This window comes from Streptomyces sp. HNM0574, assembly GCF_012726235.1.
Classification (GTDB): Bacteria; Actinomycetota; Actinomycetes; order Streptomycetales; family Streptomycetaceae; genus Streptomyces.
The window spans coordinates 122,773-149,481 of record NZ_JAASAH010000013.1 but is presented as its reverse complement, the minus strand read 5'-3'; the positions used below and the strand labels follow the sequence as shown (position 1 = coordinate 149,481).

The 26,709-nt window shown below is 73.2% G+C and carries 24 protein-coding genes; 18 read left to right on the top strand and 6 right to left on the bottom strand.

Features of this window, described 5'->3' with window-relative positions:
• The first annotated feature begins 48 nt into the window (after positions 1 to 48).
• Positions 49 to 1,185, top strand: coding sequence for a D-alanine--D-alanine ligase family protein (locus HCC30_RS21395; protein WP_169444249.1), 1,137 nt, complete (start codon positions 49 to 51; stop codon positions 1,183 to 1,185).
• A 133-nt stretch (positions 1,186 to 1,318) separates the two neighbouring features.
• Here the strand turns inward: HCC30_RS21395 and HCC30_RS21390 are convergent, their stop codons facing one another.
• A complete protein-coding gene (locus HCC30_RS21390) occupies positions 1,319 to 1,804 on the bottom strand; it encodes a DUF3515 domain-containing protein (protein ID WP_346776740.1) in 486 nt (161 codons plus the stop codon).
• A gap of 20 nt (positions 1,805 to 1,824) precedes the next feature.
• Entirely contained in the window at positions 1,825 to 2,058 is a 234-nt protein-coding gene (locus HCC30_RS21385) for an Lrp/AsnC ligand binding domain-containing protein (RefSeq protein ID WP_169444248.1), read from the bottom strand.
• A 202-nt stretch (positions 2,059 to 2,260) separates the two neighbouring features.
• Between HCC30_RS21385 and HCC30_RS21380 the strand changes: the two genes are divergently transcribed.
• Positions 2,261 to 3,271, top strand: coding sequence for a thiamine-phosphate kinase (locus HCC30_RS21380; RefSeq protein WP_169444247.1), 1,011 nt, complete (start codon positions 2,261 to 2,263; stop codon positions 3,269 to 3,271).
• A gap of 84 nt (positions 3,272 to 3,355) precedes the next feature.
• Positions 3,356 to 4,174 (top strand): bifunctional hydroxymethylpyrimidine kinase/phosphomethylpyrimidine kinase, encoded by an 819-nt coding sequence (thiD, locus tag HCC30_RS21375; RefSeq protein ID WP_169444246.1) that lies wholly within the window; start codon positions 3,356 to 3,358, stop codon positions 4,172 to 4,174.
• 128 nt (positions 4,175 to 4,302) lie between these two features.
• On the opposite strand, the gene rpmB is transcribed toward thiD, so the two are convergent.
• Positions 4,303 to 4,488 carry a 50S ribosomal protein L28 gene (gene rpmB / locus HCC30_RS21370; protein ID WP_169444245.1) on the bottom strand — a complete coding sequence of 62 codons (186 nt, stop codon included), beginning with the start codon at positions 4,486 to 4,488 and terminating at the stop codon, positions 4,303 to 4,305.
• A 261-nt stretch (positions 4,489 to 4,749) separates the two neighbouring features.
• Between rpmB and HCC30_RS21365 the strand changes: the two genes are divergently transcribed.
• The 9 genes from HCC30_RS21365 to mutM all read left to right on the top strand — a co-directional run bounded on the left by HCC30_RS21365 (position 4,750) and on the right by mutM (position 14,037).
• Positions 4,750 to 6,420, top strand: coding sequence for a DAK2 domain-containing protein (locus HCC30_RS21365; protein ID WP_169444244.1), 1,671 nt, complete (start codon positions 4,750 to 4,752; stop codon positions 6,418 to 6,420).
• Positions 6,421 to 6,490: 70 nt separating this feature from the next.
• Positions 6,491 to 8,725: an ATP-dependent DNA helicase RecG gene (gene recG / locus HCC30_RS21360; RefSeq protein ID WP_169444243.1), complete on the top strand. Its 2,235-nt coding sequence runs from the start codon at positions 6,491 to 6,493 to the stop codon at positions 8,723 to 8,725.
• 109 nt (positions 8,726 to 8,834) lie between these two features.
• Positions 8,835 to 9,431 (top strand): 16S rRNA (guanine(966)-N(2))-methyltransferase RsmD, encoded by a 597-nt coding sequence (rsmD, locus tag HCC30_RS21355; protein ID WP_169444242.1) that lies wholly within the window; start codon positions 8,835 to 8,837, stop codon positions 9,429 to 9,431.
• 59 nt (positions 9,432 to 9,490) lie between these two features.
• Positions 9,491 to 9,970: a pantetheine-phosphate adenylyltransferase gene (gene coaD, locus HCC30_RS21350; protein WP_169444241.1), complete on the top strand. Its 480-nt coding sequence runs from the start codon at positions 9,491 to 9,493 to the stop codon at positions 9,968 to 9,970.
• A 73-nt stretch (positions 9,971 to 10,043) separates the two neighbouring features.
• Positions 10,044 to 11,210: a cell division initiation protein gene (locus HCC30_RS21345; RefSeq protein WP_169444240.1), complete on the top strand. Its 1,167-nt coding sequence runs from the start codon at positions 10,044 to 10,046 to the stop codon at positions 11,208 to 11,210.
• Between the two features lie 230 nt (positions 11,211 to 11,440).
• Positions 11,441 to 11,995: a DUF177 domain-containing protein gene (locus HCC30_RS21340; RefSeq protein ID WP_169444239.1), complete on the top strand. Its 555-nt coding sequence runs from the start codon at positions 11,441 to 11,443 to the stop codon at positions 11,993 to 11,995.
• A gap of 2 nt (positions 11,996 to 11,997) precedes the next feature.
• Complete coding sequence (gene rpmF, locus HCC30_RS21335) at positions 11,998 to 12,171, top strand: 50S ribosomal protein L32 (RefSeq protein WP_169444238.1); 174 nt, start codon at positions 11,998 to 12,000, stop codon at positions 12,169 to 12,171.
• A gap of 19 nt (positions 12,172 to 12,190) precedes the next feature.
• Complete coding sequence (rnc, locus tag HCC30_RS21330; RefSeq protein ID WP_169444237.1) at positions 12,191 to 13,006, top strand: ribonuclease III; 816 nt, start codon at positions 12,191 to 12,193, stop codon at positions 13,004 to 13,006.
• Between the two features lie 167 nt (positions 13,007 to 13,173).
• Positions 13,174 to 14,037, top strand: a complete 864-nt coding sequence (mutM, locus tag HCC30_RS21325; RefSeq protein WP_169444236.1) for a bifunctional DNA-formamidopyrimidine glycosylase/DNA-(apurinic or apyrimidinic site) lyase — start codon at positions 13,174 to 13,176, stop codon at positions 14,035 to 14,037.
• A gap of 6 nt (positions 14,038 to 14,043) precedes the next feature.
• Here mutM and HCC30_RS21320 read toward each other — a convergent pair whose 3' ends face one another.
• Entirely contained in the window at positions 14,044 to 14,961 is a 918-nt protein-coding gene (locus HCC30_RS21320) for a CAP domain-containing protein (protein ID WP_206324121.1), read from the bottom strand.
• 265 nt (positions 14,962 to 15,226) lie between these two features.
• Between HCC30_RS21320 and HCC30_RS21315 the strand changes: the two genes are divergently transcribed.
• The 4 genes from HCC30_RS21315 (at position 15,227) to HCC30_RS21300 (ending at position 21,433) form a co-directional block, all read left to right on the top strand.
• Positions 15,227 to 15,490, top strand: coding sequence for an acylphosphatase (locus HCC30_RS21315; protein WP_169444278.1), 264 nt, complete (start codon positions 15,227 to 15,229; stop codon positions 15,488 to 15,490).
• A 302-nt stretch (positions 15,491 to 15,792) separates the two neighbouring features.
• Positions 15,793 to 16,002 carry a hypothetical protein gene (locus tag HCC30_RS21310; protein WP_169444235.1) on the top strand — a complete coding sequence of 70 codons (210 nt, stop codon included), beginning with the start codon at positions 15,793 to 15,795 and terminating at the stop codon, positions 16,000 to 16,002.
• Positions 16,003 to 16,202: 200 nt separating this feature from the next.
• The gene (smc, locus tag HCC30_RS21305; protein ID WP_169444234.1) at positions 16,203 to 19,772 is read left to right on the top strand and encodes a chromosome segregation protein SMC; all 3,570 of its coding nucleotides are present in this window, start codon (positions 16,203 to 16,205) and stop codon (positions 19,770 to 19,772) included.
• Positions 19,773 to 20,008: 236 nt separating this feature from the next.
• Positions 20,009 to 21,433, top strand: coding sequence for a sugar porter family MFS transporter (locus HCC30_RS21300; RefSeq protein ID WP_169444233.1), 1,425 nt, complete (start codon positions 20,009 to 20,011; stop codon positions 21,431 to 21,433).
• A gap of 42 nt (positions 21,434 to 21,475) precedes the next feature.
• On the opposite strand, the gene HCC30_RS21295 is transcribed toward HCC30_RS21300, so the two are convergent.
• Positions 21,476 to 22,462 (bottom strand): LLM class flavin-dependent oxidoreductase, encoded by a 987-nt coding sequence (locus tag HCC30_RS21295; protein ID WP_169444232.1) that lies wholly within the window; start codon positions 22,460 to 22,462, stop codon positions 21,476 to 21,478.
• Between the two features lie 121 nt (positions 22,463 to 22,583).
• Between HCC30_RS21295 and ftsY the strand changes: the two genes are divergently transcribed.
• On the top strand, positions 22,584 to 23,816 hold the full coding sequence (gene ftsY / locus HCC30_RS21290; RefSeq protein WP_169444231.1) for a signal recognition particle-docking protein FtsY: 1,233 nt from the start codon (positions 22,584 to 22,586) through the stop codon (positions 23,814 to 23,816).
• A 122-nt stretch (positions 23,817 to 23,938) separates the two neighbouring features.
• Here ftsY and HCC30_RS21285 read toward each other — a convergent pair whose 3' ends face one another.
• Complete coding sequence (locus HCC30_RS21285; RefSeq protein WP_169444230.1) at positions 23,939 to 24,631, bottom strand: bifunctional DNA primase/polymerase; 693 nt, start codon at positions 24,629 to 24,631, stop codon at positions 23,939 to 23,941.
• Between the two features lie 354 nt (positions 24,632 to 24,985).
• Here HCC30_RS21285 and HCC30_RS21280 point away from each other — a divergent pair, with 354 nt between their 5' ends.
• Positions 24,986 to 26,578, top strand: coding sequence for a hypothetical protein (locus tag HCC30_RS21280; protein ID WP_169444229.1), 1,593 nt, complete (start codon positions 24,986 to 24,988; stop codon positions 26,576 to 26,578).
• Positions 26,579 to 26,709: the final 131 nt, after the last annotated feature.

Below are 26,709 nucleotides of genomic sequence, written 5' to 3'. Positions count from 1 at the left end.
GTTCCGGCTCCTGACGCACTTGGGACCAACAGGTAAAGTCGACGCGTTATGAGCAGCCAGAGCCCCTCACGCAAGCCCCGTGTCGCCGTGGTCTTCGGCGGACGCAGTTCCGAGCACGCGATCTCCGTCGTCACGGCGGGCGCCGTCCTCGGAGCCATCGACCGATCCGCGTACGAGGTGCTGCCCATCGGCATCACCCGGGACGGGCGCTGGGCCCTGACGGCCGACGACCCCGAGCGGATGGCGATCGAGGACCGCCGCCTCCCCGACGTACGGGAGCTCGCCGACTCCCCGACGGGCGGCGTGGTCCTGCCCGTCGACCCCGGCAGCCGCGAGGTGACGTACAGCGAGCCGGGCACGGTGCCCAAGACGCTCGGCGAGGTCGACGTCGTCTTCCCCGTGCTGCACGGCCCGTACGGCGAGGACGGCACCCTTCAGGGGCTGCTGGAGCTGTCGGGTGTGCCCTACGTCGGCGCGGGCGTGCTCGCCTCGGCGGTCGGCATGGACAAGGAGTACATGAAGCGGATCTTCACCTCCTTCGGCCTGCCCGTCGGCCCGTACGTCACGATCCGGCCGCGCGAGTGGGAGGCCGACCCGGGCGCGGCCCGCAAGAAGGTCGTCGACTTCGCCGGTGAGCACGGCTGGCCGGTGTTCGTGAAGCCGGCGCGGGCCGGTTCGTCGATGGGCATCACCAAGGTCGACGACATCGGCGGGCTCGACGAGGCGATGGAGGAGGCGCGGCGGCACGACCCCAAGGTCATCGTCGAGTCGCTGCTGCGCGGGCGCGAGATCGAGTGCGGTGTCCTGGAGTTCGAGGACGGGCCGCGGGCCAGCGTCCCGGCCGAGATCCCGCCGGTGAGCGCGCACGACTTCTACGACTTCGAGGCCAAGTACATCGACTCGGCCTCCGGTGTGGTGCCCGCCCCGCTGACGCCCGAGGAGACGGAGCGGGTGCGCGAACTGGCCGTCCGTGCCTTCGAGGCGGCGTCCTGCGAGGGGCTGGTCCGCGCGGACTTCTTCCTCACCGAGGACGGCGAGTTCGTCATCAACGAGATCAACACGATGCCGGGCTTCACGCCCATCTCGATGTTCCCGCGGATGTGGCAGGAGAGCGGGGTCAGCTACCCCGAGCTCGTCGACCGCCTCATCCAGCAGGCCCTCTCCCGCCGCACCGGCCTGCGCTGAATTCCCGCCCGGATGCCGGGTCCGGAGCACTCCGGGCCCGGCATCACGCGGTGGTGGCCCCGCTCGCGCGGGTGCCGCGGGCGCCGGGGCCGTGAGCCCGCGCCGGGTGCGCGCTGCGGTCCGCCGCCGTCGGTCAGTTCTTGTCCGGGACGCTGTCGCGGACGGCCTTCGCCAGGTCGACGAGGGCGCCCGTCTCGGGCGCGTACGCGCCGGGGACGGTCAGTTCGACGTTCGCCCTGCGGTCGGTGGTCGTGAAGCGGTAGCCGTCCTCCCGCTCCTCGATGAGCCAGGAGACGCCGTTGACTTCCGCTGCCTCCGTCGTCGGGTTGTAATGTTCACTGCCGGGCGTGAGGACCTCGGGCCGGGGCACTCCGCAGCGGAGTTCCACGGCCGGATCACCCCACGCGGCCGTGTACTTCGACTCGGGATCGAGCGCGTTCCGGTCCTGTCCGGTGACGCGTTCCGGCAGCCGCTCGTGGAGCGCGCGGCAGTCGGCCGCGGCCCTGCCCGAGGGCTTCGGATCGGACGGCCCCTCGCCGGTGGCGGAGCAGCCGGCCAGGACGAACGTGGCGAGGGCGGCCAGGGATACGACGGGTGCCCGGCGGGTCGCAGTGCTCACCGGGCGAGCATAGCCGGGGGCTAGATATGGACCACGGGGCAGGTCAGGGTGCGCGTGATGCCCTCGACCTTCTGCACCTTGGCGACGACCAAGCGTCCCAGCTCGTCCACCGTGTCGGCCTGGGCACGCACGATCACGTCGTACGGACCCGTCACGTCCTCGGCCTGGAGGACGCCGGAGATCGCGCCGATCACCTCGGCGACCGTCGAGGCCTTGCCGACCTCGGTCTGGATCAGAATGTACGCCTGTACCACGGAACCTCCAGGGCGGCTACGAGGATTCACGGGTGGGGGGATCATGGGGGGTGCGACGCGTCACGGTACCGCGCGGTCGTACCCGCGGGGGAGACCCGCACCGCGGACGGCTTCCGGGATCGCCGGGAGCGGCCACGTGGTGACGGCGTAATGATCACGGCGGAGTGATCACGCAGAGGCTGATACGCGAAAGGGCGAAGTGATGCAGGATCTGAGCGGGGGCCACCCCGGGGGGCGTCCCCGTACCCCGGGCACGGTCGGAGAGCTCGGAGAGTTCGGTCTGATCCGGGAGTTGACCTCCCGCCTGACCACGACCCCCGCCGTGCGTATCGGTCCCGGCGACGATGCGGCGGTGGTCGCGGCGCCCGACCGCCGCGTCGTCGCCAGTACGGATGTACTGCTGGAGGGCAGGCATTTCCGCCGCGACTGGTCTACAGCGTACGACGTGGGAAGAAAGGCCGCAGCGCAGAACATGGCGGACATCGCGGCCATGGGCGGCGTGCCCACGGCCCTGCTGCTCGGCCTCGTCACCCCCGCCGAACTCCCCGCCAACTGGCCGACGGAGCTGATGGACGGCATCCGTGACGAGGCACAGGTCGCCTCCGCCGCGGTGGTCGGCGGCGACGTCGTCCGCGGGGACGTCATCACCGTCTCCATCACCGCGCTCGGTGACATGCGCAACCAGGATCCCGTGACCCGCTCCGGCGCGCGCCCCGGCGACACCGTCGCCGTCACCGGCTGGCTGGGCTGGTCGGCGGCCGGACACGCGGTGCTCTCCCGGGGGTTCCGCTCGCCGCGCGCCTTCGTCGAGGCGCACCGGCGGCCCGAACCGCCGTACCACGCGGGCCCGGCGGCCGCCGCGCTCGGCGCCACCGCGATGACGGACGTCAGCGACGGACTCATCGCCGACCTCGGGCACATCGCGGAGGCCAGCAAGGTCCGGATCGACCTCAGCTCGTGCCGGCTCGACGTCCCGGCGCAGATGTCCGACATCGGCCAGGCCGTCGGCGTCGACCCGCTGCACTGGGTGCTCACCGGCGGCGAGGACCACGCGATCGTCGCCACCTTCCCCGCCGACACCAAACTCCCCGCCCGCTGGCGCAAGATCGGCGAGGTCCTCGCCCCGTCCGCGCTGCCGTACGTGACGGTCGACGGCGCACACTGGGACAAGGCGGGCGGCTGGGACCACTTCGGCGACGACCCGGACGCCTGACCGCTTCCGGGGCGCTCCCGCACGGGAGTTGACGGCGCGGGGGCGGGCGCCGGGGCGCGGGGGAGTGCCGTTACCTTCGTGCGTATGAACAGCCCCGCGCACCAGAAGACCGCGCCGCCCCGAGTGCTCACCGTCGCCGGAAGCGACTCGGGCGGCGGCGCCGGAATCCAGGCGGACCTGAAGACCATGCTGGCCCTCGGCACGCACGGCATGAGCGTCGTCGCCGCGGTGACCGCGCAGAACTCCCTTGGCGTGCAGGGCTTCTGGGAGCTTCCGGCGGAGGCCGTCACCGCCCAGTACCGCAGCGTGGCCGACGACATCGGCGTCCAGGCGGTGAAGACCGGGATGCTCGCCTCGGCCGGGCTCGTCGAGACCGTCGCCGGGCTGCTCGCGGGGACGGCGGCGCCCGTGGTCGTCGACCCCGTCGGCGTCTCCAAGCACGGTGACTCGCTGCTCGCCGCCGAGGCGCTCGACTCCGTCCGCAGCAAGCTGCTGCCCGCCGCCACCGTCGTCACGCCCAACCTGGACGAGGTGGCCCAGCTCACGGGCGTCCGCGTCGCCGGCGAGGCGGACATGGCCGAGGCCGCCGAGGCCGTCCTCGGGTACGGGCCGCAGTGGGCGCTGATCAAGGGCGGTCATCTGGCGGGCGACGCCGTCGACCTGCTCACCGACGGCACCGAGTCGCACTGGCTGCGCGCGCCCCGTCACGACAACCGGCACACCCACGGCACCGGCTGCACCCTCGCCAGCGCCGTCGCCGCGTACCTCGCCCGCGGACTGTCCGTCCCGGCGGCCGTGACGGCGGCCAAGGAGTACGTGACGGGCGCCATCGCCGCGGGCTTCCCGCTCGGCGCCGGCCTCGGGCCCGTCGACCACGGGTGGCGGCTGCGGCACGGGGAGTGAACCGGGCCGCTTCGTCACTCAGCGCAACTGGCCGGTGGCGGTGGCCCGTTGTGCGGGCACAGCAAAAAGCCGGCCCGCTGACGCGGACCGGCTTTTCGGCAACCGGCTCGGTGGCGCGCTGCGTTACGTCAGCGCGCGACCTTGCCGGCCTTGATGCACGAGGTGCAGGCGTTGAGGCGCTTCGGCGTCCCATCGACCACGACACGCACCCGCTGGATGTTCGGGTTCCAGCGACGGCGCGTGCGACGGTGCGAGTGGGAGATGTTGTTGCCGAAGGTCGGCCCCTTGCTGCAGACGTCGCAGTTGGCAGCCACGGGTCACTCCAAAGACTTCAGATGCACTTACGGAAAATCCCGGCGGCGCGGGATCAGAGATTCCGGCAGTGCCAGGCAGGTAATGACGCCTGATAAACATCAGGCAACCGGAGCAGCATACAACGGCCGCTCACGAACAGCGAAACTAGCACGGTCCGGGCGACCCCATCCGCCCCCACCCCCTGTACGGGCACGGCCGCACGGCTAGCCTTCGGGCAGCCGATCCGGCTGCCGTCCCGCCCGCCGCACAGGAGGTCCCACGTGCCGCAGCCGATCGACCCCGCCACCGTGAGCGCCTGGTGCGGGCTCGCGCTCGACGCGCTGCGCGCCGGGCGCGAGGAGATCGACGCGATCAACGTCTTCCCCGTGGCCGACGGAGACACCGGCACCAACCTCCTCGGCACCCTCGAAGCCGCCTCCCGCACCCTCGCGGACGCGCCCGCGGCACCCGAGGACCCCGGCCCGTCCCACGCCCTGGACCTGCTGGCCCGCGGCGCCCTCCTCGGCGCCCGCGGCAACTCCGGCACGATCCTCGCCCAGCTGCTGCGCGGCGCCGCCGACGCCCTGCGCGAGGAGACCGGGGACGCCAAGGACGGCGCCCCGCACACCCCCGCCCCCGAGTTGCTGTGCCGCGTCCTGCGCCGCGCCGCCGACTCCGCGTACGCCGCCGTGGCCCGCCCCGTCGAGGGGACGATGCTCACGGTCGCGGACGCGGCGGCCGAGGCCGCTGCCCGGGCCGCCGACGGCGACGTGACCGACGTCGCGCGGGCCGCGTACGAGGGGGCGCGCGCCGCGCTCGCCGAGACCACGGGGCGCCTCGACGCGCTGCGCGCCGCGGGCGTCGTCGACGCGGGCGGCGAGGGGCTCGTGCGCATCCTCGGCGCCCTGGTGGGCGGGGCCGTCGAGACCCGGCCGGCCGGTACCGCCGCGCGCCCGGCGCTCGGCGGGGAAGGCGCGCCCGGCGGCCCCGCGTACGAGGTGATGTATCTCCTCGACGAGGCCGACGACGAGGCGGTGCGCACCCTGCGCGCCGCCCTCGACGCGCTCGGCGACTCGCTCGTCATCGGCGGCGGCGACGGCCTGTGGAGCGTCCACGTGCACACCGACGACGCGGGCGCCGCCGTCGAGGCGGGCATCGGCGCGGGCCGCCCGCACCGCGTCCGCGTCACGTACCTGGCGGCCGGGGACGGCGGGACGCCGTGCGGGCAGCCGGAGACGGCGGCCCCCGAGGCCCGGGCCGCCGGAACCGCGGGCTCCGGGGTGCGGCGCGCGGTGGTCGCCGCCGTGCACGGCGAGGGGCTGGCCCGGCTGTACGAGGAGGCCGGCGCGTACGTCGTCCGGCTGCCCGAACCGGCGTCGGGGGACCCGGCGCCGCTGCTCGGCGCCGCCGGGGAGGCCCGCGCCGCCGGGGCGCGGGAGATGGTGCTGCTGCCCAACGGCGGCGAGCTGCACGCGGCCGCGGCACGCGCCGCCGAGGAGGCACGCGCGCGGGGCCTGCGCGTCGCCGTCATCCCGACCCGCGCCGCCGTGCAGGGCCTCGCCGCGCTCGCCGTGCACGACGCCGGACGCGCCTTCGACGAGGACGTCGTCGCGATGACCGCCGCCGCGGGCGCCACCCGGTACGGCGAGGTGACCGTCGCCGAGCACCGGTCCTGGACGACGGCGGGCATCTGCCAGGCCGGGGACGTCCTCGGGCTGGTCGACGGCGACGTGGCGGTGATCGGCACCGGCGTCGCCGAGGTCGCGGCCGAGGTGCTGGAGCGGATGCTCGCGGCGGGCGGCGAACTCGTCACCCTCGTCCTCGGCGAGCGCTACCCGGCGGGGCTCGCGCGGCGGCTGGAGGGGCAGGTGCGGCGCGGCCACCTCGCCGTCGACACGGTCGTCCACGAGGGGCGCCAGCCCTCGGCCCCGCTGCTCGTCGGCGTCGAATGACGGCGCGACGACCGCGGGACGGGGGCGCCCGGCGCCGGTGCGGCCCGGGCTGTCGGTGCCATGGTGTGCAATGGGGGACGTGCCAGCGCTCGAAGAACCCCTGACAAAAGTCGTCGGCGGCCAGACCGCGAAGGTGATGGCCGAGCGGCTCGGCCTGCGTACGGTCGGCGACCTCCTGCACCACTACCCGAGGCGGTACGAGGAGCGCGGCCAGCTCACCCAGCTGTCCGACCTGCCCCTCGACGAACACGTCACCGTCGTCGCGCAGGTCGTGAAGGCCACGGCGCACACGTACAACCGGGGCCGGGGCAAGCGCCTGGAGGTCGAGCTGACCGACGGGTACGGCAGGCTCCGGCTCGTCTTCTTCGGCAAGGGCATCCACAAGCCGCAGCACGAACTCCTGCCCGGGCGGCACGCGATGTTCGCCGGCAAGGTCAGCGTCTTCAACCACCGCCTGCAACTCGCGCACCCGCAGTACGAACTCCTCGGCAAGGACGGCGCCGAGGAAGAGGTCGACGCCTTCGCGAACCGGCTGATGCCGCTCTACCCGGCCTGCGCCCAGCTCGCGTCCTGGCAGATCGCCCGCTGCGTGCAGACGGTCCTCAGCTCCATGGAGGCCACCGGCTGGAGCGGCCTCGTCGACCCGCTGCCCGCCGCCGTCCGCGAACAGCGCCAACTGCTCCCGCTGCCCGAGGCGTTCGAGAAGGCGCACCGGCCGCGCAGCCGCGCCGACCTCGCCGACGCGCGGGCCCGGCTGAAGTGGGACGAGGCGTTCGTCCTCCAGGTCGCCCTCGCCCGCCGCCGCCTGGCCGACGACGAACTCCCCGCCGCGCCCCGCGTCCCCGTCGAGGGCGGGCTGCTCGACGCCTTCGACGCCCGGCTGCCGTTCACGCTCACCGACGGCCAGCAGCACGTCAGCCGCGAGATCTTCGCCGACCTCGCCACCGAACACCCCATGCACCGGCTGCTCCAGGGCGAGGTCGGCTCCGGCAAGACGCTGGTCGCGCTGCGCGCGATGCTCGCCGTCGTCGACGCGGGCGGCCAGGCCGCGATGCTCGCGCCCACCGAGGTGCTCGCCCAGCAGCACCACCGCTCGGTCACCGAGATGATGGGCGAGCTCGCCGAGGCGGGCATGCTCGGCGGCAGCGAGGCCGGCACCAGGGTCGTGCTGCTCACCGGCTCCATGGGCGCCGCCGCGCGCCGCAAGGCGCTGCTCGAACTCGCCACCGGCGAGGCCGGGATCGTCATCGGCACCCACGCGCTCATCGAGGACAAGGTCGGCTTCCACGACCTCGGCCTCGTCGTCGTCGACGAACAGCACCGCTTCGGCGTCGAGCAGCGGGACGCGCTCCGCGCCAAGGGCAAGCAGCCCCCGCACCTCCTCGTCATGACGGCCACGCCCATCCCGCGCACGGTCGCGATGACCGTCTTCGGCGATCTGGAGACCTCCGTCCTCGACCAACTCCCCGCCGGACGCTCGCCGATCGCCTCGCACGTCGTCCCCGCGCGGGACAAACCGCACTTCCTCACCCGCACCTGGGAGCGCGTCCGGGAGGAGACGGAGGCGGGCCACCAGACGTACGTCGTCTGCCCCCGCATCGGCGACGAGGACGACGCCCGCGGCGCGGACACCGAACTCCCCGGGGACGCGGCGGAGGACGAGGCCGACTCCCCGGACGGCGAGGAGAAGCGGCCCCCGCTCGCCGTCCTCGACATCGCCGCGCAGCTCACCGCCGGACCGCTCGCCGGGCTGCGCGTCGAGGCGCTGCACGGCCGCATGGCGCCGGACGCCAAGGACGAGGTGATGCGCCGCTTCGCCGCCGGCGAGGTCGACGTCCTCGTCGCGACGACGGTGATCGAGGTCGGCGTCAACGTCCCCAACGCCACCGCCATGGTGATCATGGACGCGGACCGCTTCGGCGTCTCCCAGCTGCACCAGCTGCGCGGCCGCGTCGGCCGCGGCTCGGCCCCCGGGCTGTGCCTGCTGGTGACGGAGGCACCGGAGGCGGGCCCCGCGCGCTCCCGGCTGGACGCCGTCGCGGGCACCCTCGACGGCTTCGAGCTCTCCCGCATCGACCTGGAACAGCGCCGCGAGGGCGACGTCCTGGGCCAGGCCCAGTCCGGCGCCCGCACCTCGCTGCGGATGCTCACGGTCGTCGAGGACGAGGACGTCATCGCCGCCGCCCGCGAGGAGGCCACCGCCCTCGTCACCGAGGACCCGGACCTGGAGAAGCACCCCGAACTCCGCACCGCCCTGGACGCCCTCCTCGACGAGGAACGCGAGGGTTACCTCGACAAGGGGTGACCGCCCTCCCCGGCCGCCGGACGCGTCCCGACCGCCCGCGTGCAATGCTCGATCACCTGGGAACGTTCCCAGCTGCCCGGAACCCACCACCGACGAAGGACCTCGCCCCATGACCCGCGTGATCGCCGGTACCGCAGGCGGCCGACGGCTGACCGTCCCGCCCGGCACCGGCACCCGCCCCACCTCCGACCGCGCCCGCGAGGGGATGTTCTCCAGCTGGGAGGCGCAGTTGGGCGGCGCGGGCGCCTGGCGCGGGCTCCGCGTGCTCGACCTGTACGCCGGCTCCGGCGCCGTCGGCCTGGAGGCGCTCTCCCGCGGCGCGGCGCACGTCCTGCTCGTCGAGGCGGACGCCCGCGCGGCCCGCGTCGTCGCCGGGAACATCCGCGCGCTCGGCCTGCCCGGCGCCGAACTCCGCACCGGCAAGGCCGAACAGATCCTCGCCGGCCCGGCCCCCGCCGAGCCCTACGACCTCGTCTTCCTCGACCCGCCGTACGCCGTCACCGACGACGATCTCCGCGAGACACTCCTCACACTCCGTACCCGGGGCTGGCTGTCCGAGGACGCGCTGGCCACCGTGGAACGCAGCACACGAGGCGGCGAGTTCACCTGGCCCGAGGGTTTCGAGGGACTGCGGTCCCGTCGTTACGGCGAGGGCACGCTCTGGTACGGTCGCGCCGCCGTCCGGGAAGTTACTCCCGCGTCATGACCAGACCTGCCGGGGCCGCCCCCCGGGCCCCCGAATGTCCGGAGAGCGAGGAAGAGCCAGTGCGCCGCGCAGTCTGTCCAGGGTCCTTCGACCCGATCACGAACGGGCATCTCGACATCATCGGACGGGCCTCCAAGCTGTACGACGTCGTGCACGTCGCCGTCATGATCAACAAGGCCAAGCAGGGGCTCTTCTCCGTCGAGGAGCGGATGGAGCTCATCCGCGAGGTCACCGCCTCCTTCGGCAACGTCGAGGTCGAGGCGTTCCACGGGCTGCTCGTCGACTTCTGCAAGGAGCGCGACATCCCCGCGATCGTCAAGGGCCTGCGCGCCGTCAGCGACTTCGACTACGAGCTGCAGATGGCCCAGATGAACAACGGGCTCTCCGGCGTCGAGACCCTGTTCGTGCCGACGAACCCCACCTACAGCTTCCTCTCCTCCAGCCTGGTCAAGGAGGTGGCGACCTGGGGCGGCGACGTCTCGCACCTGGTCCCCGAACCCGTGCACCAGGCCCTGGCCGGGAAACTCCGCGCCGCCTGAACCCCCGCCCCGCGCACGGGCGTTCGCCCTCGCGGCTGTCTTGCCCGGGCCCCCTGGCCGTACAGTCGGCCCCGTGGACGTATCGCAGAAACTCGACGAGATCGTGGCGGCCGTCAGCGGTGCCCGCTCGATGCCCATGTCGGCCTCCTGTGTGGTGAACCGGGCCGAACTGCTCGCCATGCTCGAAGAAGTGCGCGAGGCGCTGCCCGGCTCCCTCGCCCAGGCGCAGGAACTGCTCGGCGGCCGCGACCAGATGGTCGCCGAGGCCAGGACCGAGGCGGAGCGGATCATCGACTCGGCCCGCACCGAACGTGAGTCGATGGTCTCCGGCACGGAGGTCGCGCGCGGCGCCCAGGAGGAGGCCGACCGCATCCTCGCCGCCGCCCGCAAGGAGGCCGAGGAGGTCCGCGCCGAGGCCGACGACTACGTCGACAGCAAGCTCGCCAACTTCGAGGTCGTCCTCAGCAAGACCATCGGCTCCGTCGAGCGCGGCCGCGAGAAGCTGCTGGGCAGCGGCCCCGGCGCCGAGGAGTGGAACGAGCAGTTCGCCGCGGACGCCCCCGAGCGCACCGCCGACCCGCAGGAGCTGCGCGAGCGCGCCGACTCCTACGTCGACGCCCGGCTCGGCTCCGTCTCCGCCGTCCTCGCCAAGACCCTGGAGGCCGTCGGCCGCGGACGCCGCACCCTCCAGGGCCACCAGCCGGCCGACGAGCTCGGCGCCCACCTCTCGGCCCAGGACGGCGACGACCCGCGCCTGCACACCAGCGACGCGGACTACCTCGCCGACCTCGCCTCCATCGGCACCCCCGTCGCCCCCGAGCCCGCACCCCAGGACCCGTACGGCCGTCCCGCGCCCCCGCAGGGCTTCCCCGCCTACCCGCCCCCGGCCCAGCCCGCGGCGGCGGCCGCCCCCGACCCGTACGCGGCCCAGCAGGTCCCGGGCTTCCCCGAGCAGCCCCCGGCGGGCCAGATGCCGCAGCCCCCGGCCCAGCCCGTGTACGACCCGTACTACGCGGGCCAGGATCCGTACGGCTACCAGGGCCAGGACCCGTACTACGCGCAGCCGGACCCGTACTTCGGGGAGCAGGCGGTGCAGCAGGCCCAGCAGGGCTACGCCCCGGGCGGCTATCCGGCCCAGCAGCAGCCCCCGCAGCTCGACGAGACCAGCCTCTTCGACACCAGCATGATCGACATCAACCAGGTGCGGCAGTACGAGCAGGAGCAGGGCTTCGGCCGCTGACGCCGGGCGCGCGGGCCCGCGTCCCGGGCCCGCCGCCCACGATTGGGCCGAGAGCGCGGCGTCCAGTATCCTGGCTCCTCGGTCACGCGTACCTCAGCGATGACGGCTGCCCGGAGGCAACAGGACCGGACAGCCCCAGCCGTAGAAAGCAGGAAGCCCTGAACGCCCAGCTCGACCATCGGTCCCCGCTCGTGTTCGATACACGCGAGCTGGGGCGGCAGCCTGGTGCGATGAAGCGGCTCTCCCGCACGGTCGATTCCCCCGGGGATCTCGGCACCGAAGTCATCGCGGTGCCGGACGACGCGTCGATCGAGATCGAGCTCCGTCTCGAGTCGGTCATGGAAGGGGTACTTGTCACAGGTACCGCCCATGCCCCGCTCAAGGGGGAGTGCGTAAGGTGTCTGGAGCCGCTTTCGCAGGAATGCGAAGTGGAATTCCAGGAGATGTTCTCCTACCCCGACGCCGACGACCGGAGCCACGAGAACGTGGACACCGGCGACGACGCCGAGGAGGAGGGCCCGCTCTACCTCGAGGACGACCTCTTCGACCTCGAACCCGTGCTGCGGGACGCGGTGGTGCTGTCACTGCCGCTGCAGCCGGTGTGCCGGGAAGACTGCCCCGGTCTGTGCCCCGACTGCGGGGCGCGGCTGGCGGACGACCCGGATCACCACCATGAGGAAGCCGTCGACATCCGTTGGGCGGCATTGCAGGAACTCGCCTCGTCCATGAAGGACGACGAGAAGGACGTGCCCCGCGACGGCGGGGATGACTCACAGGAGAAGTAGCCGTGGCTGTTCCGAAGCGGAAGATGTCGCGCAGTAACACGCGCCACCGCCGGTCGCAGTGGAAGGCTGCGGTCCCGAACCTGGTGAAGTGCGAGCGCTGCCAGGAGCCGAAGCAGCAGCACATCGCGTGCCCGAGCTGCGGCACCTACAACAAGCGACAGGTCCTCGAGGTCTGATCGGCGGGTGACAGGCTCCATGTCAGACGCCCGTACGCCTGGAAACACCTCCCGCCGCGGCGGGGGTGCCACGGCACCGGCGGATCTGGTGGACTCGGCCTCGTCCCACACGCTTCTGGAAGGGCGGCTCGGCTATCAGCTCGAGTCCGCCCTTCTGGTGCGTGCGCTGACGCACCGCTCGTACGCGTACGAGAACGGCGGCCTGCCCACCAACGAGCGCCTCGAATTCCTCGGCGACTCCGTCCTCGGGCTCGTCGTTACCGACACGCTCTACCAGGCCCACCCCGACCTCCCGGAGGGGCAGCTCGCGAAGCTGCGCGCCGCGGTGGTCAACTCGCGCGCCCTCGCGGGCGTCGCGCGGGGGCTGGACCTCGGCGCCTTCATCCGGCTCGGCCGCGGTGAAGAGGGGACCGGAGGCCGGGACAAGGCCTCGATCCTCGCCGACACCCTCGAAGCGGTCATCGGCGCGGTCTACCTCGACCAGGGGCTGGACGCGGCGAGCGAGCTGATCCACCGGCTCTTCGACCCGCTGATCGAGGAGTCCTCCAACCTCGGTGCAGGACTGGACTGGAAGACCAGCCTTCAGGAACTGACCGCGGCCGAGGGCCTCGGCGTCCCCGAGTACGTGGTGACCGAGACGGGTCCGGACCACGAGAAGGTCTTCACTGCTGCCGCCCGCGTCGGTGGTGTCGCGTACGGCACCGGCACCGGCCGCAGCAAGAAGGAAGCAGAACAGCAGGCGGCGGAGACCGCCTGGTGCGCCATCCGCTCCGCGGCGGACGAGCGCGAGAAGAAGTCCGCCGCCGGTGGCTCCGGGGTGGCAGCGGGTTCCTGACCCGCGGCGCCCCGGCCCGCGGGCCGGACGACGTACACAGCGGCACCGCACCGGTCCCGTTCCCGCACCCGGGGACGGGACCGGTGTCGTCGCGGGGTGCGACCCTTGGCCGTGTGACGCCGCCGCGCCCGCGCGCCGTGCGGTGTCCCGAGCAACCGAGGAGAGACGTGCCCGAGCTGCCCGAGGTCGAGGTCGTACGCCGGGGCCTGGAACGCTGGGCCGGCGGCCGCACCGTCGACGAGGTCGAGGTGCTGCACCCCAGGTCGGTGCGCCGGCACCTCGCGGGCGGGGAGGACTTCGCCGCCCGGCTCCGGGGCCGCCCGCTCGGCCCGGCCCGCCGCCGAGGCAAGTACCTGTGGCTGCCGCTGGGTGACGAGGGCAGCTCCGTGCTCGCGCACCTCGGCATGAGCGGCCAGCTGCTCGTCCAGCCCGCCACCGCGCCCGACGAGAAGCACCTGCGCATCCGCGTCACCTTCGACGACCCGGAGGGCGGCGAGCTCCGCTTCGTCGACCAGCGCACCTTCGGCGGCCTCTCCCTCCACCCGGACACCCCGGGCGGGCTGCCCGACGCGATCGCCCACATCGCCCGCGACCCGCTCGACCCCGAGTTCGACGAGGCCGCCTTCCACACGGCGCTGCGGCGCAGGCGTACGACGGTCAAGCGGGCGCTGCTGGACCAGTCCCTGGTCAGCGGCGTCGGCAACATCTACGCGGACGAGGCGCTCTGGCGCGCCAAGCTGCACTACGACCGCCCCACCGCGACCCTCACCCGCCCCCGCAGCACCGAACTCCTGGGCCACGTCCGGGACGTGATGAACGCGGCCCTCGCCGAGGGCGGCACCAGCTTCGACAGCCTGTACGTCAACGTCAACGGCGAGTCCGGCTACTTCGCGCGCTCGCTCGACGCGTACGGGCGGGAGGACGAGCCCTGCCGCCGCTGCGGCACGGCCGTGCGCCGCCGCCCGTGGATGAACCGCTCCAGCTACTTCTGCCCCCGCTGCCAGCCGGCCCCGCGCGTCCGCCGCGGCTGACCGCGTTCAGAAGCCGAAGTCCTGCGTCCACCAGGGGCCGCCCTCGGCGAGGTGCACGCCGACGCCGAGGGTGCGGTAGTCGCAGTTGAGGATGTTCTCCCGGTGCCCCGGGCTGTTCATCCAGGACTCCATCACGGCCTCGGCGTCGGCCTGTCCCCTGGCGATGTTCTCGCCGCCGAGGCGGGGTATGCCGAGCGCCTCGGCCCGGTCCCAGGGGCTCTTGCCGTCGGGTGTGGTGTGGCTGAAGAAGTCCCGCTCGGCCATGTCCGTGCTGAACTCCCGTGCCAGGCGGGCGAGTCCGGAGTCGGCCGTCACGGCCTTGCAGCCCGCCTCGGCCCGCTCCTCGTTGACCAGCCGCAGCACCTCCGCCTCGACCCCCTTCGCCGGACCGGACGTCCCGCCGTCCCCCGCGGGCGAGGCCGGTGCGCCGCCCCCGCTCGCGGAACCGCCGCCGCGCTCCCCCTCATCGGCCCGCTGTGATGGATCAGTTGCGGATGGTGACGGACTCGCCTCCGCGGAGGCCGAGCCCCCGGACGACGAGGGCTTCGCCGTCTCCCCGCGCCCGCCCGGCCGGTCCGCGCCGTCCTCCGCGTCCCGTCCGTCCCGCTGCGCGTCGGCGGAAGCGGAGGCGGAGGAGCCGGAGGGGGAGGGGAGGGCGCGCGCCTCGGTGTCCGCCGGGCCGTCGGCGCGGACGCGTTCGCCGGTGTCCTGGGTGCCGCCGGGTGAACCCGGCCCGGGTATCAGCCCCGAGGCCACCGCCACCGCGCCCATCGCCACCACGGCCGAGGCGCCGGCCAGCCCCGTCCGCAGCGGCGCCGGCACCCGCCTGCGACGCGGGCCGTCCGGCACCCCGGAACCGCCCGGGTCACCGTCGACGGCGGGCGGGGGAACGGGAGTTGGGGTGACGCGTCGGTGGCGGCCCATCTCGGCTGTCCTCACATGGCTCGGCGTTGCACGGTCGTCACAACCCACACCGGAAACCCATGAACGTGGGGGTTGTTGGTGCGGGACTGTACGGCATGGCGGAGGACTCCGATGTGTTCGTCGGAGAATTGTCCGGATAGCGTTCCCGGTGCGCCCGCGGCACCAGCCGCCGGGCGCCCGGCACGCGGTGAACAGGAGCGGACCAGCGGTGACAGCGGCAGCCACGACGGCAACGGACGTACGGGACCCCGGCACGCCGACGCGGATGACGGCCTGGGTGCGCGGCCACGTCCAGGGCGTCGGCTTCCGCTGGTTCACCCGCGCCAACGCACTCCGCGTCGGCGGCCTGGAGGGCTTCGCGGTCAACCTCGGTGACGGACGCGTGCAGATCGTGGCCGAGGGGGAGCGGCAGCACTGCGAGCGGCTCCTGGCGTGGCTGCGCGAGGGCGACACTCCCGGGCGGGTGGACGGTGTGACGGAAATCTGGGGCGAACCACGCGGAGGCTACGACGGCTTCGCGATTCGGTGATCCACATCGGTTGCCATCCAGGCCGTGGCGTGGAAGGCTGCCGCCACGAGTCAGCCACAGAAGATCGTTACCGCTTCCCCACCGGCTGCCGACTCCGGCGCTGAGCGCCGTTGAGCCGCGGCAGGCCGGGCCTGTGGGGTGTGATCGTGTTGACCGTCCAACTATTTGGTGAGACTCTGGAATCCCCGCGCACCTGGGCTGTTTGGCCCTGAGGAAAAGTACAGAGCAGACACTGCGGGTGCGATTTCCCTCGACCCACCACCGCTTCGGTCGCGGTCATTCAGTGTGGAGGACCTTCCATCATGGCAAAGGCGCTTCTCGGTTACGTCGGCGGTTCTGACCCCCGAGTCCTCGCCGAGATGCGACGGCTTCAGCAGCGCGTCCAGGACCTGGAATCCGAGCTCGTACGGATGCAGGCCGAGAACGACGCGCTGTCGGCCGCCGCCCGGCACGACTCGGTGCTTGATGTCGACAGCATCGACGTATCCAAGGCGGAGCCCGTCCTCACCTGACCTGCCCGCATGGGCCGGATCAGGTGCTGACACCATCCGTCCGAGGAAATCTGCGAGGGACGCCACGGCGTCCCTTCGTCATTTCGGATCCGCCTCTCCCCGCTGTGTCCTGAGGTGTGTGCTGCCCGGTCCGGCTTACCGTCTGATGTGCCCTGCACCTTCATCGGTGAAACCGGAAGCGACGAGTAGAGTCCGACGCCGTGCACCTCAAGAGCCTGACACTGCGAGGCTTCAAGTCCTTCGCCTCCGCCACGACCCTCCGCTTCGAGCCGGGGATCACCTGCGTCGTCGGACCGAACGGCTCCGGCAAGTCCAATGTCGTGGACGCGCTCTCCTGGGTCATGGGGGAGCAGGGAGCCAAGTCGCTGCGCGGCGGCAAGATGGAGGACGTCATCTTCGCCGGCACGACCGGGCGGCCACCGCTCGGCCGTGCCGAGGTGTCCCTCACCATCGACAACGCCGACGGCGCGCTGCCCATCGACTACGCCGAAGTCACCATCACGCGGATCATGTTCCGCAACGGCGGCAGCGAGTACCAGCTCAACGGTGACACCTGCCGACTGCTCGACATCCAGGAGCTGCTCTCCGACTCGGGCATCGGCCGTGAGATGCACGTCATCGTCGGACAGGGCCAGCTCGACGGCGTGCTGCACGCCGACCCGATGGGACGCCGGGCCTTCATCGAGGAGGCCGCCGGTGTGCTCAAGCACCGCAAGCGCAAGGAGAAGGCGCTGCGGAAGCTCGACGCGATGCAGGCCAACCTCTCCCGCGTACAGGACCTGACGGACGAACTGCGGCGCCAGCTCAAGCCGCTGGGGCGGCAGGCCGCCGTCGCGCGCCGCGCCCAGGTCATCCAGGCCGACCTGCGGGACGCCCGGCTGCGCATCCTCGCCGACGATCTCGTGACGCTGCGCGAAGCGCTCCGCGAGGAGGTCAAGGACGAGGCCGCGCTGAAGGAGCGCAAGGAGGCCGTCGAGGCGCGGCTGAAGGAGGCGATGCGGCGCGAGGCCGATCTGGAGCAGCAGGTACGGACGCTGACGCCCCGTCTGGAGCGCGCCCAGCAGACCTGGTACGAGCTCTCGCAGCTGGCCGAACGCGTCCGCGGCACCGTCGGGCTCGCGGAGCAGCGGTTCCAGCACGCGTCGGCCGGGCCCGAGGAGGAGCGGCGCGGCCGCGATCCGGAGGACATGGAGCGGGAGGCCGCCCGGGTCCGTGAGCAGGAGGCGGAACTGGAGGCCGCGCTGGAGGCCGCGTCGGACGCGCTCGACGAGACGGTCGCCCACCGGGCCGAGCTGGAGCGCCAGTTGCGGGACGAGGAGCGGCGGCTGAAGGACGCGGCCCGCGCCATCGCCGACCGGCGCGAGGGCCTGGCCCGGCTGCGCGGGCAGGTCAACGCCGCGCACGGGCGGGCCGCTTCGGCCCAGTCCGAGATCGACCGGCTGGCCGCCGCGCGGGACGAGGCGCAGCAGCGGGCGACGGAGGCGAAGGCCGAGTACGAGGCGCTGGAGGCGGAGGTCGGCGGTCTGGCCGAGGGCGACGAGGAGCTGGCCGCGCGGCACGAGGAGGCCAAGGCGCAACTCGCCGACGCCGAGGCCGCGCTGGCCGCGGCCCGCGACGCCGCCACCGCCGTCGAGCGGGAACGCGCCGCGACCGCCGCCCGGCGCGAGGCGCTCGCCCTGGGCCTGCGCCGCAAGGACGGCACGGGCGCGCTGCTCTCCGCGGGCGACCGGCTCACGGGGCTGCTCGGCCCGGCCGCCGAACTGCTGACCGTCACCCCGGGGTTCGAGGTCCCGGTCGCCGCCGCGCTCGGTGCCGCCGCCGACGCGGTCGCCGTCGACGGGCCGCGCGCGGCGGCCGAGGCGATCCGGGTGCTGCGCAAGGACGACGCGGGCCGCGCGGCGCTGCTGCTCGGCGGCTCCGCCGAGGAGGCGGACGGGGCCGACGCCGGAGGGGACGGGAGCCTGCCGCGGTCCGCGGCCGGGCTGGTCGGCGGGCCCGCCGAACTGCTGCCCGCCGTACGGCGGCTGCTGCGGGACGTCCATGTCGTCGAGTCGCTGGAGGAGGCCGTCGCGTTCGTCACGCACCGGCCGGGCGCGACGGCGGTGACCGTCGAAGGGGATCTGCTCGGGGCGCACTTCGCGCAGGGCGGCTCCGGCGGGGCGCCGAGTCTGCTGGAGACGCAGGCCGCCGTGGACGAGGCGGCGGCCGAGCTGGAGCGGCTGGCCGCGCGGGCCGAGGAGGCCGAGGCGGCGCAGGAGAGCGCGCGGCAGCGGCGTACGGAGTGTGCCGCGGCGCTGGAGGAGGTGGCCGCGCGCCGGAGCGAGGCGGACCGGGCGAAGTCCGAGACCGCAGGCCGGCTGGGCCGGCTCGGCGGGCAGGCACGGGCGGCCGAGGGCGAGGCCGAGCGGTCGGCGAAGGCCGTGGCGACGGCGCGGGAGGCGCTGGAGCGGGCCACCGCCGAGGCCGCTGAGCTGGCGGAACGTCTCGCCGTCGCGGAGGAGGCCGACGAGGCGGAGGACGACGAGCCCGACACCTCCGTACGGGACCGGCTCACCGACGAGAGCGCGCAGGCGCGGCAGACGGAGATGGAGGCGCGGCTCCAGGTCCGTACGCACGAGGAGCGGGTCCGTTCGCTCGCGGGGCGTGCGGACTCGCTGGACCGGGGCGCGCGCGCCGAGCGTGAGGCGCGGGCGCGTGCGGAGCAGCGGCGCGCGCGGATGCGGCACGAGGCGGAGGTCGCCGGTGCGGTGGCGGACGGGGCGCGGCAACTGCTCGCGCACGTCGAGGCGTCGGTGGAGCGTGCGCGGCAGGAGCGCGAGGCGGCCGACGCGGCGCGCGCCGAGCGGGAGCGCGCGCTGAAGGAGGAGCGGAACGCGGGCCGCGAGCTCAAGGACGAGCTCGACAAGCTGACGGACTCGGTGCACCGGGGCGAGGTCATCGGCGCCGAGAAGCGCCTGAAGATCGAGCAGTTGGAGACCAGGGCGCTGGAGGAGCTCGGGGTCGAGCCGGCGGGGCTGGTGGCCGACTACGGTCCGGACGTGCTCGTTCCGCCGTCCCCGCCGGCGGAGGGCGAGGAGCTGCCCGAGGACCCGGAGCATCCGCGGAACACGCCCGTCCCCTTCGTCCGGGCCGAGCAGGAGAAGCGGCTGAAGGCGGCGGAGCGCGCGTACCAGAAGCTGGGGAAGATCAACCCGTTGGCGCTGGAGGAGTACGCGGCGCTGGAGGAGCGGCACCAGTTCCTCGGCGAGCAGCTGGAGGACCTGAAGAAGACCCGCGCCGATCTGCTGCAGGTGGTGAAGGAGGTCGACGAGCGGGTCGAGCAGGTCTTCACCGAGGCGTTCCACGACACGGCGCGGGAGTTCGAGGGCGTCTTCGCGCGGCTGTTCCCCGGCGGCGAGGGGCGGCTGGTGCTGACGGAGCCGGACTCGATGCTGACGACGGGTGTCGACGTGGAGGCCCGTCCGCCGGGCAAGAAGGTCAAGCGGCTCTCGCTGCTGTCGGGCGGGGAGCGGTCGCTGACGGCGGTGGCGCTGCTGGTGTCCATCTTCAAGGCGAGGCCGAGCCCGTTCTACGTGATGGACGAGGTCGAGGCGGCGCTGGACGACACCAACCTCCAGCGGCTGATCCGGATCATGGAAGAGCTGAAGGACTCCTCGCAGCTGATCGTCATCACGCACCAGAAGCGGACGATGGAGGTCGGCGACGCGCTGTACGGGGTGTCCATGCAGGGCGACGGCGTCTCCAAGGTCATCAGCCAGCGTCTGGCGTGACGTTCGTCCCGCCGCGGGCCTCTTCCCGGGGTACTTCACAGCTTGAATGCGCCTGACGAAGGCGTCGGTTCCGTACTGGTTGAACGCGTGACGTACTCCCTATTGACTTCGGGACTTGAAGGCATAGTCTCGGCATCGTCACTTTTACCTTCAAGCGGTGGCGCGGGTCCCTGTGGTCCACCCCGAAGGCGACGAACCGATCCCGGCAGCGACGCCGGGAAACGCAGGAGAGCACCTTGACCACTACCGCGCAGGTGACGCAGCCGGAGGCGGGCGCAGCGCCGACTCCGATCGGCCGCGTCGTCTTCATCGCCGCAGCCGCAGCCATGGGCGGCTTCCTCTTCGGTTACGACAGCTCCGTCATCAACGGCGCTGTCGAGGCCATCCGCGGCCGCTTCGAGATCGGGTCCGCACTGCTCGCGCAGGTCATCGCCGCCGCGCTGATCGGCAGTGCGATCGGCGCCGCCGTCGCGGGCCGAATAGCCGACCGGCTCGGCCGCATCCTCGTCATGCGGATCGCCGCGCTCCTCTTCATCGTCAGCGCCATCGGCTCCGCGCTGCCCTTCGCCCTGTGGGACCTGGCCATGTGGCGGGTCCTCGGCGGCGTCGCCATCGGCATGGCCTCCGTCATCGGCCCGGCCTACATCGCCGAGGTCTCACCGCCCCGCTACCGCGGCCGGCTCGCCTCCTTCCAGCAGGGCGCGATCGTCCTCGGCATCGCCGTCTCCCAGCTCGTCAACTGGGGCATCCTCAACCTCGCCGGGGGCGACCAGCGCGGCACGGTCGCCGGGCTGGAGGCCTGGCAGTGGATGCTCGGCATCATGGTGCTGCCCGCCGTCGGCTACCTGGTGCTCTCCTTCGTCATCCCCGAATCGCCCCGCTTCCTCATCTCCGCCGGGCGCAGCGCGCAGGCGCGTGAGGTCCTGGCCCGCGTCGAGGGCGAGCACGACGGTCTCGACGAGCGGCTGACCGAGATCGAGCACGCGATGCACAGCGAGCACAAGTCCACGTTCAAGGACCTGCTCGGCGGACGCTTCGGCTTCCTGCCCATCGTCTGGATCGGCATCGGCCTCTCGCTGTTCCAGCAGCTCGTCGGCATCAACGTGGTCTTCTACTACTCGTCGACGCTGTGGCAGTCCGTCGGCATCGACCCGAGCAGCTCGTTCCTGTACTCCTTCACGACCTCGATCGTGAACATCGTCGGCACCGTCATCGCGATGATGTTCGTCGACCGCATCGGACGGAAGCCGCTCGCGCTCATCGGCTCCGTCGGTATGGCCGTCTCGCTCGGCGTCGTCGCCTGGGCCTTCGCCTCCAAGACCGGCTCCGGCGAGAACGTCTCGCTGCCCGACCTCCAGGGCATGGTCGCCCTCGTCGGCGCCCACGTCTTCACCCTGTTCTTCGCGCTCTCCTGGGGCGTCGTCGTCTGGGTCCTGCTCGGCGAGGTCTTCCCCAGCCGGATCCGCGCCGCCGCGCTCGGCATCGCCGCCTCGGCGCAGTGGGTCGCCAACTGGGTCATCACGGCCAGCTTCCCGAGCCTGTCCGAATGGAACCTGTCGGTCACCTACGTGATCTACACCGTCTTCGCTCTGCTCTCGATCCCGTTCATCCTCAAGTGGGTGCCGGAGACCAAGGGCAAGGCGTTGGAGGAGATGGGCTGACCCACCCCGCCGCCCGTCTCCACCCCGAGGTGCTGCCCCGGCTCACTCACCGAGCCGGGGCAGCACCTTGTCGGCGAACAGCTCCAGCGAGCTCCACGCCTCCTCCACCGGCATCCCGCCGCACAGCGGATGCAGCGTCGCCTGGCCCGTGGACCGCGCCAGCTCGACGCACTCGTCCGGCGTCACCATCCGGTAGATGCCCTCCCGGCGCAGCTCCTCGACGCTGCCCGCCGCCGACTCCAGCGACGACTGCGTCGCCGCCGTCTGCCACGACGCGTACCGCCGCGCCTCGTACAGGAAGTGGCCGCCCAGCCGCGCCCACGCCCGCTCCGGGTCCTCCGTGACGTGCAGCATCGCCGCCTCGCCCGGCGGCATCACGCACATCCCCTCGGTGCCGTACTCCGCGCACCGCTCCGTGTAGTACGCCTCCAGCGCGGGCAGGTGCGCCGCCGTGAACAGCGGCAGCCCCAGCCGGGCGGCGCGGCGCGCGGCCGGACGCGAGGTGCCGCCCGCGAACAGCATCCGGGACGGTGGCGAGTACGGGCGCGGCGTGACCCGGACGGTGCGGCCGCGGAAGGTGAACGGCTCGCCCGTCCACGCCGCCAGCAGCGTCTCCAGCACCTCGTCCTGCCGCCGCCCGCGCTCCGCCCACGGGACCCCCGCGGCCTCGTACTCCTCCGGCCGGTAGCCGATGCCCGCCACCGTCGTCAGCCGCCCGCCGCCGGCCAGGTCCAGCACCGCCAGCTGCTCCGCCAGCCGCAGCGGGTCGTGCAGCGGCGCCAGCACGGCGCAGGCCAGCACCGTCAGCCGCCGGGTACGCCCCAGCAGCAGCCCGGCGAGGGTCAGCGGCGCGGGCAGCCAGCCGTCCGGGGAGCCGTGGTGCTCCTCGACGATGGCCGAGGTCAGACCGGCACCGTCCGCGTACTCGGCCATCTCCAGGGCCGCCGCGTAGCGCTCCCGGGTACGCCCGCGCGGGGTGGCCGGGTCGTCCTGGGCCGGGTCGACGAGGTTGAATCGCACAGCGCTCATCACAGTCACAGTCGCGGACGGTAGCGGCGCGGGCGCGAAGGGGGAAGGGCGCGGCGGCCCCTGCCGTACGGGCCGGGAGGAACGGGCCGCGGCGGACGTACGCCATAGGATGGGGAACCCTATGGAAACCGTCATCCTCGCTGTCATCATCGCCGTGATCGCGCTCGGCGCGATCAGCGGGCTCGTGATCAGCGGCCGCAAGAAGAAGCCGCTGCCACCGCAGGAGTCCGCCACCCCGACCGTCACCGCGCCGCCTGCCGAGCCGCACGTCGGCGAGGACGCCGAGGGTGCGCCCGAAGAATCACGCAGGCCGATCTCCGAGGTCGGTCTGCCCGAATCCGACACCCTCACCGAGGAGCCCGGCGGGGACACCGCCGTCGCCGCTCCCGAGGAGCCCGCCGCTCCGGAGATCGAGACCCCCGAGCCGACCGCCGGGCGCCTCGTCCGGCTGCGGGCCCGTCTCTCCCGCTCGCAGAGCACCCTCGGCCAGGGCCTGCTCACCCTCCTCTCCCGGGAACACCTGGACGAGGAGACCTGGGAGGAGATCGAGGACACCCTCCTCACCTCCGACATCGGCGTCGCCCCCACCCAGGAGCTGGTCGAGCGGCTGCGCGAGCGCGTGAAGGTGCTCGGCACCCGCACCCCGGACGAGCTGCGCGCGCTGCTGCGCGAGGAGCTGCTCACCCTCGTCGGCCCCGACCTGGACCGCACGGTCCACACCGAGACGCGCGGCGCCGTGGACCGGCCCGGCGTGGTGATGGTCGTCGGCGTCAACGGCACCGGCAAGACCACCACCAGCGGCAAGCTCGGACGGGTCCTGGTCGCCGACGGCAAGTCCGTCGTGCTCGGCGCAGCCGACACCTTCCGCGCCGCCGCGGCGGACCAGCTGGAGACCTGGGGTCAGCGGGTCGGCGCCCGTACGGTGCGCGGGCCCGAGGGCGGGGACCCGGCGTCCGTCGCCTTCGACGCGGTCAAGGAGGCCACGGACGCCTCGGCCGACGTCGTCCTCATCGACACCGCGGGCCGGCTGCACACCAAGACCGGCCTGATGGACGAGCTCGGCAAGGTCAAGCGCGTCGTCGAGAAGCAGGGCCCGGTCGACGAGGTGCTGCTGGTGCTGGACGCCACCACCGGCCAGAACGGCCTGGTGCAGGCGAAGGTGTTCGCCGAGGTCGTGGACATCACCGGCATCGTGCTCACCAAGCTGGACGGCACCGCCAAGGGCGGCATCGTCGTCGCCGTGCAGCGCGATCTGGGCGTGCCCGTCAAGCTCGTCGGCCTCGGTGAGGGCCCCGACGACCTGGCGCCGTTCGAGCCGGAGGCCTTCGTCGACGCGATCATCGACGGCGACTGAGACATGGGCCGCGCGCCCGGCGTCTTAGCCGCGTACGGGGCCGTCACCGGCGGCCGGACCGACGACAGGTGCCCCTTCCCGTCATGACGGGAAGGGGCACCTGTCGTGTGCGGGCGTGCGGTTCAGGCGGCCGAGCGGTGGCAGACGTAGGCGAGGGTGCCCAGCAGCAGGCGGGCCTGCGGCGGCTTGCCCGCGCCCTCCAGCGTCGGCGGACGCAGCCAGCGCACGGGGCCCAGGCCCGCCAGGTCGGACGGCGGCGCCGTGACGTGGTCGCCCGCGCCGAGCCCGCGCAGGTCCAGCCCGGCGTCGTCCCAGCCCATCCGGTAGAGCAGCTGCGGGAGTTCGGCCGCGGCGCCGGGGGCGACGAAGAACCAGGCGCGGCGGTGCGGGGTGACCGCCACCGGGCCCAGCGGCAGGCCCATCCGCTCCAGCCGGACGAGGGCGCGGTGCGCCGAGTCCTCCGCGACCTCGATCACGTCGAAGGAGCGGCCGACGGGCAACAGCAGGGTGGCGCCGGGGACTTGGGTCCACGCCTCGGTGGCCTGGCCGAGCGTCGCGCCGGCCGGGACCTCCAGCGAGGCGTCGAGCGGGTGGGCGCCGGGGGAGGGGCAGGCGCGCGCTCCGCAGGAGCACTCCGTGCGCCCGCCGGTTCGGACGGCGCGTGCGCCCGGCACCACCGGCCAGCCCCACAGTCCGGTGCACTCCGCGACGGCGGTGCAGGCGGAGGCGTGGCTTCGACGGCGGGAGCCGGGACGCAGCTCCCGGAACTCACGGATGCCGCTGAGACCGCCGATGGCGCCGATCGTGAAGCCCATGCTCCCTCCAACGGGTCCTGTGTGCCGATGGTTACGACGGTGATGCGTACAGTGACGAGTGGTGAGGCGCCCTGTCCGGAGCCCTGTCACGTCCATGCGTCGATTGAAGCGGCTGCGGTGCCGGAGGGGTTCATTCGAAGGGGTGGCGAATGGTGGCGTTTCTGGAATCGGCCTCGCGCTGGGCGTGATCGTAGGATTACTTTCGGTGTGCACAGTCCGGGAGTTCGGGGGTCCGGGACTGCGATGCGGGTATGCCGGAGGCACCGCGCCGTCGGGGCGCGGGCCGGGGCGCCGCCGGGTGGGGCCGGGCACGGCCAACACCGAGGCGGCACAGGCCGATTGGGGGCGTGATCAGTGGGCGACAGCGACAAGCGCCCCAACGAGCAGCTGGGTTCGTGGTTCCTGCGGAGCGGCTGGTCCAAGGGCGAGCTCGCCCGCCAGGTCAACCGCAGGGCGCGCCAGCTCGGCGCGCACCACATCAGCACCGACACCTCGCGCGTACGCCGCTGGCTCGACGGCGAACAGCCGCGCGAGCCGATCCCGCGCATCCTCTCCGAGCTGTTCTCCGAACGCTTCGGCTGCGTCCTCCCCGTCGAGGACCTCGGGCTGCGCCCGGCCCGCCAGTCCGCCGCCGCCTCCGGCGTCGACCTGCCCTGGGCCGGACCCCAGACCGTCGCCATGATCAGCGAGTTCACCCGCGGCGACCTGATGCTCGGCAGGCGCGGCTTCCTCGGCACCTCGCTGACGATGTCCGCCGGGCCCGCGCTCATCGAGCCCATGCAGCGCTGGCTCGTACCCCAGACCGGCGCGCACCCCGGCTTCGACACCGCCACCACCGGCAGCATGGGCACCCCGCAGGCCGCCATGGGCCCGCGCGGGACGGCCGACGGCGGCCAGGTGCTCCGGCTGCCCCCGCAGGACCGCGGGGGAAACCGTTCCGCCGCCGCGCAGGACGGCCGGCACCGGACCCAACTCTCCGGTCCCGAGCTGGACTTGCTGGAGCAGACCACCGTGATGTTCCGCCGCTGGGACGCGCAGTGCGGCGGCGGGCTGCGCCGCAAGGCCGTCGTCGGGCAGCTGCACGAGGTGACCGACCTGCTCCAGGAACAGCACGACGAGGCCGTCACCCGGCGGCTGTTCCGCGTCACCTCCGAACTGGCCGAGCTGGCGGGCTGGATGAGCTTCGACGTCGGCCTCCAGCCCACCGCGCAGAAGTACTTCGTCCTCGCCCTGCACGCCGCCAAGGAGGCCGGCGACCGGCCGCTCGGCGCGTACGTCCTCAGCAAGATGGGGCGGCAGATGATCCACCTCGGGCGGCCCGACGACGCCCTGGAGCTCATCCACCTCGGCCAGTACGGCTCCCGCGAGGGCGCCACCTCCCGCACCCAGGCCATGCTGTACGCGATGGAGGCCCGCGCGTACGCGAACATGGGCCAGCCCGGCAAGTGCAAGCGCGCCGTGCGGATGGCCGAGGAGACCTTCGAGGACGTCTGCGCCGGGGACGGTGACCCGGACTGGATCCGCTTCTTCTCCGAGGCCGAACTCAGCGCCGAGACCGCGCACTCGTACCACGACCTCGCCTACTCCTCGGGCCGCAGCCCGGCCTACGCCTCCCTCGCGCGCCCCGCGATGGAGCGCGCCGTGGAACTGTTCCGGCAGGAGACCCAGGAGGCCGACGGCGGCGGCCACCAGCGGAGTTACGCGCTCAACCTCATCGGCATGGCGAACGTGCACCTGCTCCAGCGGGAGCCGGAACGATGCGCCTCCAGCGCCGGGGAGGCGATCGGGGTGGCGAAGCAGCTGCGCTCGGAACGCGTCAACAACCGGCTGCGCACCACGGCCGCCTCGGTGGCCCGCTCCTACGGGCACGTCAGCGAGGTCGTCCGGCTGACCGAACGGCTCGCCGCCGAACTCCCGGAGGACGAGGTGGCCGCCGTGGCAGGCTGACCCGCCCCGGCCGCCGCCCGTGGCCGCCGCCCCGCGCGGCGCACAGACCACCGGCCGCGGCATCCGTCCCGTACAGCCCGACTCGGCTCCCCCCGCGCCTGGTCAACCGGACGGATGCCGCGGCCGGTTCT